General features: G+C 40.3%; 18 protein-coding genes. 8 read left to right on the forward strand and 10 right to left on the reverse strand.

Going from position 1 to position 15549, the window contains the following annotated elements:
• Window positions 1–17: 17 nt before the first annotated feature.
• A complete protein-coding gene (locus INP95_RS01630; RefSeq protein ID WP_197560776.1) occupies window positions 18–521 on the reverse strand; it encodes a protein disulfide oxidoreductase in 504 nt (167 codons plus the stop codon).
• Window positions 522–631: 110 nt separating this feature from the next.
• Here INP95_RS01630 and deoC point away from each other — a divergent pair, with 110 nt between their 5' ends.
• A complete protein-coding gene (gene deoC / locus INP95_RS01635) occupies window positions 632–1306 on the forward strand; it encodes a deoxyribose-phosphate aldolase (RefSeq protein ID WP_197560777.1) in 675 nt (224 codons plus the stop codon).
• 69 nt (window positions 1307–1375) lie between these two features.
• Here the strand turns inward: deoC and proS are convergent, their stop codons facing one another.
• The 6 genes from proS to truD all read right to left on the reverse strand — a co-directional run bounded on the left by proS (window position 1376) and on the right by truD (window position 7040).
• A complete protein-coding gene (gene proS / locus INP95_RS01640; RefSeq protein WP_197560778.1) occupies window positions 1376–3091 on the reverse strand; it encodes a proline--tRNA ligase in 1716 nt (571 codons plus the stop codon).
• A gap of 95 nt (window positions 3092–3186) precedes the next feature.
• The gene (gene nlpD / locus INP95_RS01645) at window positions 3187–4422 is read right to left on the reverse strand and encodes a murein hydrolase activator NlpD (protein WP_070714362.1); all 1236 of its coding nucleotides are present in this window, start codon (window positions 4420–4422) and stop codon (window positions 3187–3189) included.
• A 23-nt stretch (window positions 4423–4445) separates the two neighbouring features.
• Window positions 4446–4634: a hypothetical protein gene (locus tag INP95_RS01650; RefSeq protein WP_049363974.1), complete on the reverse strand. Its 189-nt coding sequence runs from the start codon at window positions 4632–4634 to the stop codon at window positions 4446–4448.
• 16 nt (window positions 4635–4650) lie between these two features.
• Window positions 4651–5226 (reverse strand): YqaA family protein, encoded by a 576-nt coding sequence (locus INP95_RS01655; RefSeq protein ID WP_197560779.1) that lies wholly within the window; start codon window positions 5224–5226, stop codon window positions 4651–4653.
• Window positions 5227–5277: 51 nt separating this feature from the next.
• Window positions 5278–6018, reverse strand: a complete 741-nt coding sequence (gene surE, locus INP95_RS01660; protein ID WP_197560780.1) for a 5'/3'-nucleotidase SurE — start codon at window positions 6016–6018, stop codon at window positions 5278–5280.
• The gene (truD, locus tag INP95_RS01665) at window positions 6018–7040 is read right to left on the reverse strand and encodes a tRNA pseudouridine(13) synthase TruD (protein ID WP_197560781.1); all 1023 of its coding nucleotides are present in this window, start codon (window positions 7038–7040) and stop codon (window positions 6018–6020) included. Before truD ends, surE begins: the two co-directional genes overlap by 1 nt.
• A 206-nt stretch (window positions 7041–7246) precedes the next feature.
• Here truD and rraB point away from each other — a divergent pair, with 206 nt between their 5' ends.
• The 3 genes from rraB (at window position 7247) to slyD (ending at window position 9149) form a co-directional block, all read left to right on the forward strand.
• Window positions 7247–7675 carry a ribonuclease E inhibitor RraB gene (rraB, locus tag INP95_RS01670; protein ID WP_049363970.1) on the forward strand — a complete coding sequence of 143 codons (429 nt, stop codon included), beginning with the start codon at window positions 7247–7249 and terminating at the stop codon, window positions 7673–7675.
• Between the two features lie 77 nt (window positions 7676–7752).
• The gene (locus tag INP95_RS01675; protein ID WP_197560782.1) at window positions 7753–8466 is read left to right on the forward strand and encodes an SIMPL domain-containing protein; all 714 of its coding nucleotides are present in this window, start codon (window positions 7753–7755) and stop codon (window positions 8464–8466) included.
• Window positions 8467–8510: 44 nt separating this feature from the next.
• Window positions 8511–9149 carry a peptidylprolyl isomerase gene (gene slyD / locus INP95_RS01680; RefSeq protein ID WP_178161724.1) on the forward strand — a complete coding sequence of 213 codons (639 nt, stop codon included), beginning with the start codon at window positions 8511–8513 and terminating at the stop codon, window positions 9147–9149.
• Window positions 9150–9215: 66 nt separating this feature from the next.
• Here slyD and hslU read toward each other — a convergent pair whose 3' ends face one another.
• Complete coding sequence (gene hslU / locus INP95_RS01685; protein WP_049369891.1) at window positions 9216–10550, reverse strand: ATP-dependent protease ATPase subunit HslU; 1335 nt, start codon at window positions 10548–10550, stop codon at window positions 9216–9218.
• Window positions 10551–10559: 9 nt separating this feature from the next.
• Window positions 10560–11090 (reverse strand): ATP-dependent protease subunit HslV, encoded by a 531-nt coding sequence (gene hslV / locus INP95_RS01690; RefSeq protein WP_005695137.1) that lies wholly within the window; start codon window positions 11088–11090, stop codon window positions 10560–10562.
• A gap of 220 nt (window positions 11091–11310) precedes the next feature.
• Here hslV and aphA point away from each other — a divergent pair, with 220 nt between their 5' ends.
• From aphA to INP95_RS01705, 3 genes are all read left to right on the forward strand, one after another.
• Window positions 11311–12018: an acid phosphatase AphA gene (aphA, locus tag INP95_RS01695; protein WP_111327791.1), complete on the forward strand. Its 708-nt coding sequence runs from the start codon at window positions 11311–11313 to the stop codon at window positions 12016–12018.
• A 115-nt stretch (window positions 12019–12133) separates the two neighbouring features.
• A complete protein-coding gene (locus tag INP95_RS01700; protein WP_178161726.1) occupies window positions 12134–13744 on the forward strand; it encodes a DNA recombination protein RmuC in 1611 nt (536 codons plus the stop codon).
• 81 nt (window positions 13745–13825) lie between these two features.
• On the forward strand, window positions 13826–14383 hold the full coding sequence (locus INP95_RS01705) for a TIGR00645 family protein (RefSeq protein ID WP_178161728.1): 558 nt from the start codon (window positions 13826–13828) through the stop codon (window positions 14381–14383).
• A 39-nt stretch (window positions 14384–14422) separates the two neighbouring features.
• Here the strand turns inward: INP95_RS01705 and hslR are convergent, their stop codons facing one another.
• Window positions 14423–14818 carry a ribosome-associated heat shock protein Hsp15 gene (hslR, locus tag INP95_RS01710; protein ID WP_049376016.1) on the reverse strand — a complete coding sequence of 132 codons (396 nt, stop codon included), beginning with the start codon at window positions 14816–14818 and terminating at the stop codon, window positions 14423–14425.
• A 64-nt stretch (window positions 14819–14882) separates the two neighbouring features.
• On the opposite strand from hslR, the gene nudE reads away from it, so the two are divergent.
• A complete protein-coding gene (gene nudE, locus INP95_RS01715) occupies window positions 14883–15434 on the forward strand; it encodes an ADP compounds hydrolase NudE (RefSeq protein ID WP_049384635.1) in 552 nt (183 codons plus the stop codon).
• The last annotated feature ends 115 nt before the right edge of the window (window positions 15435–15549 follow it).

The following is a 15549-nucleotide window of genomic DNA, read 5'->3' on the forward strand; positions in this document are numbered from 1 at the left end:
AATAGATTTTGTACCGCTTAGCCAAAAAACTCTGTGAAAAACAACCGCACTTTTAAGCCCCAGTAACTTGTCCAGCCTGTTGTGGCCAAATCCATTTTTCCTTTATTTAAAATAATAATGGTCGGTGTCACATTCACCTGCCATTGATCCGCAATCTTGCCTTGAGGATCATTCACCGTTGTAAACTGATAGTGATGCGTTTGTAAATAATCCTCCACGTCCTTATTTGTCCCCGAACGCAGTGCGACAGAGACTACCGGATAGCCTTCTTCTGAAAGTGAATTAATCGCTGGCGAAGTATAACGACAATAGCCGCACCAACTCCCCCAGAAATAAATAATCGTCGGCTTAGCTTGATCTAATTGGGGTAAAAAGAAGGCATTTCCCTGTAAATCATAAAGCGCCGTCGCATTGATTTCAGGTGGAATATTAGGTTTACGAATAAAATCGAGAATACTGCTTACGATAATCAATGTTAGCAGGAGCGAAATTACATTTTTTAATAAAGTTTTAAGTTTCACAATAAAATTTCATGCTCTAGGATAAATGGATTGTAATCGATCAGAAAAGTGCGGTCAAAATTACAGATATTTTGCTATGATAACCACATCATTTAATAAGGAGAAAAAATATGGATAGTAAACAATTAGCACAATATATTGACCACACTACCCTTACAGCTGAAAAAACAGAACAAGATATTCTTAAGCTCTGCGATGAAGCCATTCAATACGGCTTTTATTCAGTCTGCATTAATTCAGGTTATATTCCTTTAGCCAAAGAAAAACTCGCTGGCTCAAACGTCAAAATTTGTACGGTTGTTGGTTTCCCACTTGGTGCCAACTTATCCTCAGTCAAAGCGTTTGAAACCCAAGAAGCCATCAAAGCTGGTGCGGGTGAAATCGATATGGTAATTAATGTCGGCTTAATTAAATCCAATAAATGGGATGCCGTAAAAGACGACATTCAAGCTGTATTAACCGCTTGTCATGGCGTGCCGCTTAAAGTGATTTTAGAAACGTGCTTACTCACCAAAGAAGAAATCGTAAAAGCCTGTGAAATCTGTAAAGCATTGGGTGTTGCATTTGTTAAAACCTCAACGGGTTTCAATAAAAGCGGCGCAACCGTAGAAGATGTGGCATTAATGAAGAAAACGGTAGGCAACATTGGCGTGAAAGCCTCTGGCGGTATTCGTGATACTCAAACCGCACTAGCAATGATTGAAGCAGGTGCGACTCGAATTGGCGCAAGCGCAGGCATTGCGATTGTAACGGGTGTTTCTGGTGCTACCTCAAGTAATTACTAATCTAATCGATAATAAAAAAGGAGATTGAAGTGTGTGCCTCAATCTCCTTTTTAGTCATCAAAGACTTAATTAAGCTTTAATTTGTCCTTTTAAGAAATCTAACAACTGCTCTTTTGCAATCATTTGTTTTTCACCGGTGCGGCGATTTTTGTATTCGATTTCGCCATTTGCGAGATTTTTCTCACCAATCACCACCATGTGTGGCACGCCGATAAGTTCCATATCTGCAAACATCACACCTGGGCGTTCTTTACGATCATCAAAGATCACTTCTACACCTTGTGCTTGTAAAGTGCGGTACAATTCTTCGGCATATTCTTGAACGCTTTCAGATTTATGCATATTCATTGGTACAACGGCAACTGTGAATGGCGCAATTTCATCTGTTGGCCACACAATACCGCGTTCGTCAAAATGCTGTTCAATCGCTGCAGCAACCACACGTGTTACACCAATCCCGTAACATCCCATGGTTACGACCATTGGACGACCATCTTCACCTTGAACGGTTGCATTCATCGCTTCTGAGTATTTTTTACCTAATTGGAAGATATGACCCACTTCGATACCACGTTTAATCAATAAGGTACCTTTACCATCTGGGCTTGGGTCACCTTCAACCACGTTACGAATATCCGCCACTTTTGGTAACGCCACATCACGTTCCCAGTTAATATTGAAGTAATGTTTACCATCAATGTTTGCACCCGCGCTGAAATCAGATACTAACGCCACTGAACGGTCAATAATCACTGGAATATTGAGATTAACAGGGCCTAATGAACCCACACCTGCACCGATTTTGGCTTTGATAACAGCTTCATCTGCAAACTCAAATGGTGAAGCCACTTCAGGTAATTTTTCCGCTTTGATTTCATTTAATTCATGGTCACCACGAATCACTAATGCCACTAACGGTTGATCTTCGCTTGCACCTTTTACAATTAAGGTTTTAACCGTTTTCTCAATAGGCAAATTGAATTGTTCCACCAACTCAGCAATGGTTTTTGCATTTGGCGTATCAACTAATTCCATTGCTTTCGTTGGCGCGGCACGTTCACCAATCGCCACCGCTTCGGCTAATTCAATGTTTGCTGCGTAATCTGATTCAGTAGAGAAAATCACATCATCTTCACCGCTATTTGCTAACACTTGGAATTCATGTGAGGCGCTACCGCCGATAGAACCAGTGTCCGCTTGTACTGCACGGAAATCTAAACCTAAGCGATTAAAAATATTGCTGTAAGTTTGGTACATCACATCATAAGTTTGTTGCAAGCTCGCATGATCCGCATGGAAAGAATACGCATCTTTCATGATAAACTCACGTGAACGCATGACACCAAAACGAGGACGCACTTCATCACGGAATTTGGTTTGAATTTGGTATAAATTGATTGGGAGTTGTCTGTATGATGACACTTCGCGGCGAACTAAATCCGTAATCACTTCTTCATGTGTTGGACCTAATACAAAGTGACGATTACCACGATCTTCAAAACGAAGTAATTCGGGGCCATATTGTTCCCAACGGCCTGATTCTTCCCATAATTCTGCTGGCTGCACGACTGGCATTTTGATTTCAAGAGCGCCGCTTTTATCCATTTCTTCACGAATGATTTTTTCTACTTTACGGAGCACACGCCAGCCGGTTGGCATCCAGTTATAGAGACCTGAAGCAAGAGGACGAATCATCCCTGCACGAAGCATTAATTGATGGCTCACAATGGCCGCTTCAGCTGGGGTTTCTTTAAGTGTTGAGAATAAATATTGACTTGTACGCATTGAATTAACCTTAGATTCTAAGCATTGAGAAAAAATTGGTGAGAGTATAACAAAAAGTGCGGTCATTTTTAACCGCACTTTTTTCTGAGAAAAGATTATCTTCTCGGTAAGTATCTGACAGGATCGACAGATTTACCTTTATAACGGATCTCGAAGTGAAGTTTCACAGCATTGGTTCCTGTGCTACCCATTTTCGCAATCTCTTGACCCGCTTTCACTTCTTGTTGATCGCTCACAAGGATCTTGTCGTTGTGCGCATAAGCACTTAAGAAATCATCATTATGTTTGATGATGATTAAGTTACCGTAGCCTCGTAATGCGTTACCCGCATAAACAACACGACCGCTCGCTGCCGCTTTAATCGCTTGTCCGCGAGAACCACTAATATCAACCCCTTTATTACCACCATCAGAGTTAGAGAAACCTTGGATCACGTTGCCTTGTGTTGGCCATTGCCATGCCACATTCGATGCAACTGGAGCCACAACGTTCGCATTAATCGGTGTATCGTTCGTAGTAGTTTCCACTTGCGTTGTCGTTGTCACCGGTGTGCTCGGTGTATTGTTGGTAAACGCTGGTGTTGATGCACCACCTGTTGCAACACCTGATTTAATTGGACCAATTACCGTACCATCAGAACCAATTTGCGTACCGTTCGCACCTGGTGTATAAGTCACTTCTGGCTCAGCTGGGGCTGCCGGTGCAGCTGGTGCCGTCGTTTTTACCGGTACAGTCGTAGTAACCGTTTTAGTTGAACAATTTGAAATTTTTAACGTTTGGCCTACACTTAAGCTATAAGGCTCTTTCATATTGTTCATGCTTGCCAAATCTTTCACGTCCATACCCGTCAAGTAAGCGATTAAGAACATGGTATCGCCTTTGTTTACTTTATAGGTATTTCCTTTGTATGAACCTTTTTGAATTTGGCTGTAATCCGGTGCATTGGTATTTGGATTACGCGGCACGTTGATTGCGCCAGAGCTAGTGCAATCAGAAACCGTTTTAGTTACTGTTTTAGTTTGTGGTTGAACCGGTGCAGGAGCAGGCGTTGGTTTAGGCTGTGCTGCAGCAGGTTGTTGAACCGGTTGATAAGTCGGTTGAAAACTTGGTTGTGGTGTTTGAGTTCCCGTTGGCACGCTATTGCCCATGGTATTTGGCATCGTATTTTGTTGGATTTCTGGCTGCCATGTACCGCTCGAATTATTATCAACAGGCTGCATTACCCCTGGAGAAAGTGTGCCATCTACATTTTCAATTGGCGCAGGGCTATTTGAACTACACGCCGTTAAAATAGCGATACTCACAGGGAGCAATAAAAACGATTTTTTCATTTATTCTTCCTTTAACATTAAATTTATTTCATTTGATTTGGCATCGAATTCTTTTCAATTTCCGGCATAAAGCTACCACCGGCAACAGCTCCCGTTCCTTCTACGGGTTGCATAATACCATTAGGTAATGCATCGGGATCTTGTTTTTGTGGTTCTCCTGTACAAGCTGAGATCAGCAATGCACTTGAGATAATTAAGAGTAATTTATTCATAAAAAAGGTCATCCTGTTATTTTAAAATAAGATAAGCAATCACAGCCAGAGCAACCACACTCCAACCAATGATTTCAATAGATTTACGTAATTTCGTTGCGAATTTCTCTCCGCCCCATGCGGCAAGTTTTGCCACTAAAATAAAACGAGCAAAACGCGATACAAATGCGGTAATCACAAAGGGGATAAATGCCATTTGCATCACACCTGCACAAATCGTGAAAACTTTATAAGGAATTGGACTAAAACCAGCAACAAAGACTACTAAAATGCCCCATTCTTTAAACCACGCCATGGCCTGTTCCCAAGCAGCTTGGTAGCCCCATTGTTGAATATAACCTTGAACCCAACCAAAGGCATAGTAACCAATAGCATAACCAATCATTCCACCGACAACCGAAGCAATCGTAGTATAAAGTGCAAAACGAAATGCACTTTTCGGCTTTGACATTGACATCGGAATCAACATCACATCCGGTGGAACAGGGAAAAAAATGGCCTCAATAAAACTCACAAAGGATAACCAAAACACGGCAAAGCGATGTTTTGACCATTGCATTGTTTTATCATACATCGCACCAAAAATATTCATTCACTTATCCTTTATTGCTTCAATAGGGAAATTTCGTTTCAAAACGGCACATTATTCACTTTCCAGCCAATCTTGTAAAGCAGCAATTGACTGATGAGCCGTAAGATCGGCTTGAATTGGCGTAATGGCGACATAACCATTTTTTACCGCATGGAAATCTGTACCTTCACCATCATATTCTGGCAAGCCTGATGGTCCAATCCAATAAATATTTTCGCCACGATGATCTTCTTGTTTAATTACTTCCGCAGCGGATGAGCGATAGCCTAAATGACAGACTTTAATGCCTTTGAGTTCTTCGTAAGGCAAATCTGGCACATTGATATTGATCACTTCGCGTTTATTCAATAATTGAGGATGTAATTTGGGAATCAAATCACACACCACGCGAGCCGCTGTTTCATAATGCAGACGACCATCTAAAGAGACGGCAATGGCTGGCAATCCCAAATGGCGACCTTCTAATGCTGCAGCCAAGGTGCCTGAATACAATGTATCATCACCCATGTTACAACCTGCATTAATACCTGATACCACAAGATCCACTTGGCCAGATAAAAAACCGTTCAATGCCAAATGCACACAATCAGCCGGCGTGCCATTTACGCAATAATCACCACTATCTAAATGACGAGGGCGAAGCGGCTCAACAAGCGTTAATGAGCTTGATGCCGCGCTACGATTACGATCGGGCGCAACAATCACTACATCGGCAATTTTTCGTAATTCTTTTGCTAAAACTTGAATCCCTTCGGCGTGAAAACCGTCATCATTGCTGACTAAAATTCGCATTATTCTTTTTCCTTAATATTCACCAACTCTCGCACCAATGCAGTGGCATAACTCCCTGCCGGCAAATAAAATGAGAGCTTCAATCCTTCTTCAACAAACGACCAATGGAAATCTTTTGCCTGCATCAATAAAGGGCGGCGAGCGGCTTTCATTCGTTCTTGTTTCATTAATTCTTGGAAAACCTGGTGTTCTAAAACCACTTGATTTTCGACCGCACTTGCAGATAAATTTTCTTCGCCAATTAAAGGCGCAGTCAATAAAATATCTTGCTCGTTCAAACGTTGCTGTAAAACCGCTAAATCTTCATTTTCATCGGCTTTAAACCAACTGTGCGATCCGTTTAATTGCACAATATCGTCTCTTAGAACCCGATCTGCCACATTTTGTTCAATTCGTTCTGCCACAACTAAATTAAAAATTTCACTGCGAGCCGCTGAAAGGTAAAAACTGCGTTTTTTACGATCTTTGACCTTAATCTCCCCTTTCGCCCAACGAATCGCTTGAGTCAGATTATGGCCGTCGCGTCCAAAACGTTGTTCGGTAAAATAGTTAGGGAAACCGTATTTCGCCACAAAATTTAAGCGCTCATTCAACTCGTCACTTTCTTTTGCGTCACGCAATAAAATCTCGAAGGCATTTCCTTGAAGGCTACCAGTACGAATTTTACGATTGTGGCGAGTCACTTCTAAAATCTCGACGCCTTCTAATTGAAATTGGCTAAAATCAGGCGTTTCTTTCCCCGGCATTTGCAAACAAAACCATTGTTCTGTAATACCATGACGATCTTTTAAACCGGCATACCCCATATTTCGATCAGAAATACCCGCAAACTTGGTAAGTTTTTCACCCACAAACAGTGTATTGCAATCCGTTTTACGGATTTTTACCGCGACAAATTCGCCTTCGCCTGACATTTCATAGCCAAGATCTTCTTTAACGATAAAATCAGCAAATTCTTGCTTTAAAAGTGCGGTTGTTTTTGGCTGTGTTTTTAAGGTGAAATAAGGGAGATGTTTGACCATTTTTTTCGTTCTAAAATAAGAAAGCCCAACTTTTTTCGCTGCAATAAATAGCGTGATCAGCTGGGCATGTTAAGCACAATTTATTCGCGCAGAATTTTAACCTTTCCGCCCCCTCAAGGCAAACTGAAATGAGCATAAATTTTTAGCGACATTTTCATCTTTATCCCCTACAATGACCGCACTTTTTCTGACAAAAGGAATGCCTTATGACGAACTTTAACGAACTCCAAGAAGAAACCCGTGAAATCATTACGGATTTATTAAATGACGGCAGCGATCCGGATGCCCTTTATATTATCGAACATCATATCGCCCATTATGATTTTGATACCTTAGAAAAAATTGCCGTGGATGCTTTCAAAGCAGGCTATGAAGTGTCAGAAGCAGAAGAATTTGAAGATGAAAATGGCAAGGTCATTTTCTGTTTTGACATCATCAGTGAAGTGGAATTAAAGCCTGAAATTATTGATGCACAACAAAAAGAAATTTTACCATTAGTCGAAAAATACAAAGGCATTTATGATGGCTGGGGCACATATTTTGAAGATCCGAATGCAGAGGACGATGAATACGGCGATGACGGCGAATTTTTTGACGATGAAGATGTCGAAGACGACAACGAACGTTTACATTAATAACGTTTACATTAATAATAACACAGGGCGTGTCAAACCGCCCTTAATTTTTATCTTACCAAAATAGGAATGAAACAATGAAACTCAAAGCGCTTTCTTTAGCATTACTTGCCTTGCCTATCACTTCTTTTGCTGCAGAACCCGTACCTCATCAGCCAACTGATGTCAGCTTTAGTGTTGAAGCTGAAAGAGAGGTAGAACGTGATTTATTGCAAGTCTCCCTTTTTTACCAAGCGGAAGGCAATGATTTATCTGCACTCAATAAAACTATGGCAGAAAAAATGAATAAAGCCATTGAGTTGGCAAAAGCACAAAGTGCGGTTGAAATTAAAGATAATTCTCGTAATACCTGGATTCGCTATGACAATAAAGGCAAACAACAAGGTTGGATTGCACGTGCAGAATTAACTTTGGAAAGTAAAGATTCTCAAGCGTTATCAACCTTAGTGCATGAATTAGATGGTGTATTAGCCATTGATCGCGTTAGTGCGTCTGTTTCACGTGAGAAATTAAGTAGTTTAGAAAAGGAATTAACTAAAGAAGCTTTAGCGAAAGTTAAAGATAAAGCACTCTTAATTCAAGAATCTTTGCAGATGAAAGGTTATCACACACAAAGCCTTGACGTATCTTCTGCCAATGATTCAGCGAATGATTTCCGCCCTTATGCCGCAGGGGCAATGATGGCAAAAAGTTTCTCTTACTCGGATGAAAAAGATGAAACTTACACTCAAAGTGGCAAAGAGAAAATTAAAGTCAGTGTGAATGCGCGAATTGCATTGCTTAAAGAATAATTTTCTATACAATGAATGACGATTTTTTTAATAAGGAAAACAATATGAAAGTAGCAAAAAATACGGTTGTGAGTATCGCTTACCAAGTACGTACTCAAGACGGTGTATTAGTTGATGAAGCACCAGCAAATCAACCATTAGAATATTTACAAGGCCACAATAACTTAATCATTGGTCTTGAAAATGCCTTAGAAGGTAAAGAAGTTGGCGACAAATTTGAAGTGCGTGTTCAACCTGAAGAAGGCTACGGCGAATACAATGAAAACATGGTTCAACGTGTACCAAAAGAGGTATTCCAAGGCGTTGATGAAGTCGTTGTTGGCATGCGTTTCTTAGCTGACACGGATATCGGCCCTGTTCCTGTTGTGATCACTGAAGTGGATGGCGATGAAGTAGTGGTTGATGGTAACCACATGTTAGCGGGTCAAGAATTACACTTCACTGTGGAAGTTGTTGGCACTCGTGAAGCAACATTAGAAGAAATTGCTCACGGTCACGTGCATGGTGAACACGATCATCACCATCATCACGATGATGAAGGTGGTCACGGCTGCGGTTGTGGCGGTCACGGTCATCATCACCATGATCACGATCATGGACACGGCGGTTGCTGTGGCGGTGATCATAAACACGATCATGATCACGGACACGGTCATGGCGGCTGTGGTTGCGGCGGTCACTAATCTTAATCTAGAGACAAAAAAAGTGCGGTTAAAAATAACCGCACTTTTTCTTTATCTAAACTTTCATTACAGAATAAATCGACTTAAATCTTCATTCTCGATCACTTCGCCTAATGCCTCAATCACATAGGCCGCATCAATATTTACGGTTTGTCCGTTCATATCGCTCGCATCGAATGAAATTTTATCCATTAAACGTTCCATAACGGTATGTAAACGTCTTGCGCCGATATTCTCCGTTTTCTCATTCACACGGAAGGCGGCTTCAGCAATTTTCTTAATCGCATCTTGTGTAAACTCAATGCTCACGCCTTCTGTTGCCATGAGCGCTTTATATTGCTCCGTTAAAGATGCATTTGGTTCAGTTAGAATACGCTCAAAATCTTCTGCCGTTAATGCTGATAATTCAACACGAATCGGCAAACGACCTTGCAACTCTGGGATTAAATCCGATGGACGCGCCACTTGGAATGCACCCGATGCAATAAAGAGAATATGATCAGTTTTCACCATCCCGTGTTTGGTATTAACCGTTGAACCTTCCACTAATGGCAATAAGTCTCGTTGCACGCCTTCACGAGAGACATCGGCACCACTGTATTCGCCTTTTTTACAGATCTTATCGATCTCATCAATAAACACGATACCGTTTTGCTCAACTGCATCGATAGCTTTTTGTTTCAATTCCTCTGGATTGATCAATTTGGCTGCTTCATCATCAATTAAGGTTTTTAACGCATCCTTAATTTTCATTTTGCGTTTTTTAGTTTTATCCGATCCCAGGCTTTGGAACATGGATTGCAACTGATTAGTCATTTCTTCCATGCCTGGAGGCGCCATGATTTCTACGCCCATTGACACGCCCGCAGACACATCAATTTCGATTTCTTTATCGTCTAATTGTCCTTCACGTAATTTTTTACGGAACGCTTGGCGAGTGCTGCTGTTGGTGTCGTGGTTTTCGACTTCACCCCATTGATTTTTCGGTGGGGGCAATAATGCATCTAAAATACGATCTTCCGCCGCATCTTCTGCTTTCGCACGATTTTTCGCAATTTCTTGTTGGCGAACCAATTTCATCGCACTGTCCGTTAAATCACGGATAATGGAATCCACTTCTTTCCCCACATAGCCCACTTCGGTGAACTTGGTTGCTTCCACTTTAATGAATGGTGCATTAGCTAATTTTGCAAGACGACGCGCAATCTCGGTTTTACCCACGCCCGTTGGTCCAATCATTAAAATATTTTTAGGGGTAACTTCATGGCGAAGTGGCTCTTGCAACTGCATTCTTCTCCAACGGTTACGCAACGCGATCGCAACCGCTCTTTTCGCCTCTTTTTGGCCGATAATATGTTGATCTAATTCGGAAACAATTTCACGAGGGGTCATTTCAGACATAATTTTTCCTTATTTATTCGGTAATTCTTCGATAGTGAAATTCGTATTGGTGAACACGCAAATATCACCCGCAATTTTTAAAGATTTTTCTACAATTTCACGAGCTGATAAATCGGTATTTTCTACCAACGCACGGGCTGCTGATAATGCATAATTACCGCCTGAACCAATGGCTAAAATCTGATCAGCTTCTGGTTGCACCACATCACCAATACCGGTAATGATTAAACTTTCTTTTTCATCCGCCACAATCAGCATCGCTTCTAACTTGCGTAACGCACGATCGGTTCGCCAATCTTTGGCTAATTCCACCGCAGCTTTTAACAAATGTCCTTGATGCATTTCTAATTTACGCTCAAATAATTCAAATAAGGTGAACGCATCGGCTGTACCACCTGCGAAACCGGCTAAAACTTTGCCATTATATAAACGGCGCACTTTACGGGCATTCCCTTTCATCACTGTGTTGCCTAATGAAACCTGTCCATCGCCCCCAACAACCACTTGGCCATTACGACGTACGCTTACAATTGTTGTCATTCTTTTAATCCTTCTTTTAAGAAAAGTTACTCGTTATATGGCGATCGATTCCACCAAATTCAAGGGAAAATTTTTCTTTGATGCTTTATTAGACAATCAGTTTTAAAAAATGTGACAAAGATCACTTTTTTAAATAGCAAACGATTGCTATTATTTCACACCTTTATTTTAAAGGAATATGATTTGTTACAAATAAAACAAACTACTTAATGAGGAAAACATGAAAAATTTACTTAAACTTTCTGCCATTGCAATTTTAGCGGCAAGCGCAGCCTCTACTTTTGCATCAAACAAAGAACCTTACACTGAACAAGGTACGAATGCTCGTGAAATGACAGAGCAAAAACCGATTCACTGGATCTCTGTTGAGCAGTTGAAAAAAGAATTAGAAGGCAAAGCACCAATTAATGTGAGCTTCGACATTGATGATACTGTACTTTTCAGTAGCCCTTGTTTCTACCACGGCCAAGAAAAATACTCACCAGGTAAAAATGATTACTTAAAAAATCAAGATTTCTGGAATGAAGTGAATGCGGGTTGTGACCAATATTCCATTCCAAAACAAATTGCGGTGGATTTAATTAATATGCACCAAGCACGTGGTGACCAAATTTATTTCATCACAGGTCGTACAGCGGGCGATAAAGATGGTGTGACACCTGTGCTACAAAAAGCCTTTAATATTAAAGATATGCACCCTGTAGAATTCATGGGCGGTCGCAAACTTCCAACTAAATATAACAAAACACCGGGTATTATTGACCACAAAGTGAGTATTCACTATGGAGACAGCGATGACGATATACTCGCAGCAAAAGAAGCAGGTGTTCGTGGTATTCGTTTAATGCGTGCAGCAAACTCTACTTACCAACCAATGCCAACCCTTGGTGGCTACGGTGAAGAAGTATTGATTAACTCAAATTACTAATCTTCCTAAAAAGTGCGGTTATTTTGACCGCACTTTTCTTATCTAATTAACCATCTTAATTTTTAAAAAGTTTCTGGGAATATGCTAAAATTTTTCTGTTTTCAGGAGCCTATTTATGTCAGAACTCACGTCTAATCAATACTTAATTATCATTGCCGTGCTGGTTTTTATCAGTATTGTGATGCTTTTTCTATTAAGCCGTAGCAAACAAGATACACAAGAATTACAACAAGATCTCAATAAAACTATCGGCGATTACAATCAATTGGCTGAGCGTTTTGACTCCTTAAGTGCGGTCAAAAATCAATTAGAACAACAAGCCGTTAAAGTACAAACTCATGCGGAAGGTTTGCAAACTCGTCTTAATGAACGTGATGAAAAAATCCAATATTTAGAAAAAGAATTAGATGAAGAACAGCTCCGCCACGATCAAATTGGCGGGCAAATCACCGCATTAAAAGAACGCTTTGGGATAGCATCTGCACAAGCAGAAAGCTTGCAAGGTCAATTACAACAAGCACAAGAAAATGTACTTAGAAAAGAACAAGAGCAGCAAAAAACGCAGGAAAAATTGACCGCACTTTCACAAGAATTAACGGAGCTCAAAACCACCCTTTCCGAAAAAGAAAAACATTTTGCTGAACAGCAACAGCATATTGAGCAATCCAAACAACAGCTAGGTGTGGAATTCCAAAATCTGGCCAACCGCATTTTGGAAGAAAAAAGCCAATCCTTTAATCAAACCAATCAAACCGCATTGGAAACCTTGTTGAAGCCTTTCCGTGAACAAATCGAGGGCTTTCAAAAACGAGTCAATGAAATCCATTCGGAATCGGTGAAAGGCAATGCGGGTTTAGAAGCGGAAATCAAAAAGGTGTTGGAAATTGGCTTAAATATGTCGCAAGAAGCCAATAATTTAACTTCTGCTTTAAAAGGTGAAAAGAAAACCCTAGGCAACTGGGGAGAAGTACAACTTGAGCGCGCACTTCAGTTGGCAGGCTTGATTGAAAACGTGCATTACAGTGCACAGGCTCATTTTAAAGATGAACAAGGCGGTCGAAACTATCCTGATTTTGTGCTCAATTTACCTGATGAGAAAAATATTATCATCGATAGCAAAATGTCATTGAATGCTTACGAAAGTGCGGTCAATTCTGAGGATGAATTTGAACGTGAGCGTTTACTAAGGGAGCATATTAAAGCCCTGAAAAATCACATTGATGACTTGCACCGCAAGGATTACAGCAATTTGATTGGCATGCGCAGTCCTAATTTTGTCTTGATGTTCATTGCAGTGGAACCCGCTTATATTGAAGCCTTAAAATTAGACCCAAGTCTATTTAATTATGGCTACGAGAAAAATGTCATTATGGTTTCACACACGACTCTCATGCCAATTTTACGCACAGTGGCAAATTTATGGCGTATCGAACGAGGCAATGCCGAAGCCAAAGAAATCGCAGAAAAAGCAGGTGAAATTTACAACCAGATTTGCTTGGTGGCCGAACGCTTGAACAAACTAGGCAACACCCTTTCCACAGTGAGCAATCAATACAACAGCACCGTTACTGCCCTAGTGGGGCAACAAGGTTTAGTGGGGAAAGTGGAACGCTTTAAAGACTTGTCAGCGAAAGCTAACAAGAGCATGCCAAACGTTGAATTGCTCAATAATGACGTGGATTTAACGCGCCTATCCCTTATCACTACCGAGAATGAGGTAAAATAAAAAACATCGGTTGAATTTTTCTTTAAAAGCGGCTATTTTCTTGCCGCTTTTTTATTTGAATTTTTATTTATGAGGAATTTTATGGCAACGGAACAAAAAGAAATCTCGGATCCATGTGCAAAATATAATGAACAAACTAGCTTTCTAAGCAAAACGATTTTTGCAAGTCGTTGGTTACAAGTGCCTATTTATTTAGGTTTAATTGTTGTACAAGGCATCTATGCCTACAAGTTTATGAAAAACTTGTGGTATCTCATCACCAATGTTAATGAAATGGATGCGGACACCATTATGCTCGCCGTCCTCAATCTCATTGATGTGGTGATGATTGCAAACTTATTGGTGATGGTAACATTAGGCGGATACGAGATTTTTGTTTCAAAACTTCGTACAAAAAACCATCCTGATCAACCTGAATGGATGAATCATGTGAATGCAACCGTACTGAAAGTGAAACTTTCTATGTCAATTATCAGCATTTCGTCTATTCACTTATTGCAAACCTTTGTGAATGCCTCAAAAATTTCTGAAAAAACGATTATGTGGGAAGTGATTATTCATTTTTCTTTCTTGATTTCTGCAATTGCCATGGCTTATACCGACAAAATTCTCTACAGTACAAGCCACAAAAACCATTAATACAAAAAGTACGGTCAAAATTGATCGCACTTTTGTTTTTTAGAACTCATCTTGATGTTTAAATTTCAATAAATCTCGACGTTCTTTTTTATTTGGACGACGATCCGGGTGTGGCATCGAAAGGGCATTATTTTTTCTTGCCCACGCCATTTCTTCCCGTTTTTTCACACTCTGTGCTGTTTCTTGGTAAAGCAGTTGAGCCTCAGGTGCACCACGACGTTGATCGCTCAACGCAATCACTTCAATTTCTTTCTCATCATTGCCTTGGCGGAGTTTAATCATTGCACCAACTTCCACGGTTTTACTCACTTTAGCACGTTGACCGTTATAATGGACTTTGCCCCCTTCAATCATCGCTTTCGCAATGCTACGAGTTTTATAAAAACGTGCCGCCCAGAGCCATTTATCTAATCGTACTTCGTTATTTTCAGCCATAACTCTTCCTATTTCTCTCACTTTGCGTATGATGAGCCAATGACAAGATAATAGGGCTAATATCATGAAAAAACAACTTCCACACATTCTCTCCCTTTCCACCGTGGCAAAATCCCGTTTATTTGAAATTCAAGCTGTCGAACTCAAATTCTCCAATGGAATTGACCGCACTTATGAACGTTTTCGCCCTTTCAATCGAGATTCCGTGATGGTGATTGCGATTGATGGTGAAGATTTACTTCTTGTTCGTGAATACGCGGTAGGAACAGAACAATATGAGTTAGGCTTTGTAAAAGGTGGAATGGATATGGGAGAAACTCCAGAACAAAGTGCAAATCGAGAATTACAGGAAGAAATTGGCTTTGGCGCAAAAAAATGGACATTTTTACGTACCATGAAAATCAATCCACAAATTATGGGGCATAAAATGCACGTTTTATTAGGCGAAGATCTGTATCCAAATCAACTAGAAGGCGATGAGCCTGAACCATTAGAAATCGTGCGTTATCCTTTATCGCAACTTGATGCACTTTTAGTCAGTGATGAATTTAATGAGGCCAGAAATCTTGCTGCACTTTATTCTTTGCGCGATCATTTAAAAAAACGCCAAAATTAATCGAATAAATTTAAATAATTTCTAATAGCAAGCGATTAACTTTAAAGAAAACTTGCATAAATATTCTTTTTTTGAGAATGTATCGCCATTTTTCGAAAAATATATATAGGAAAAT

The sequence above is a fragment of the Haemophilus parainfluenzae genome (assembly GCF_014931375.1).
GTDB lineage: Bacteria > Pseudomonadota > Gammaproteobacteria > Enterobacterales > Pasteurellaceae > Haemophilus_D.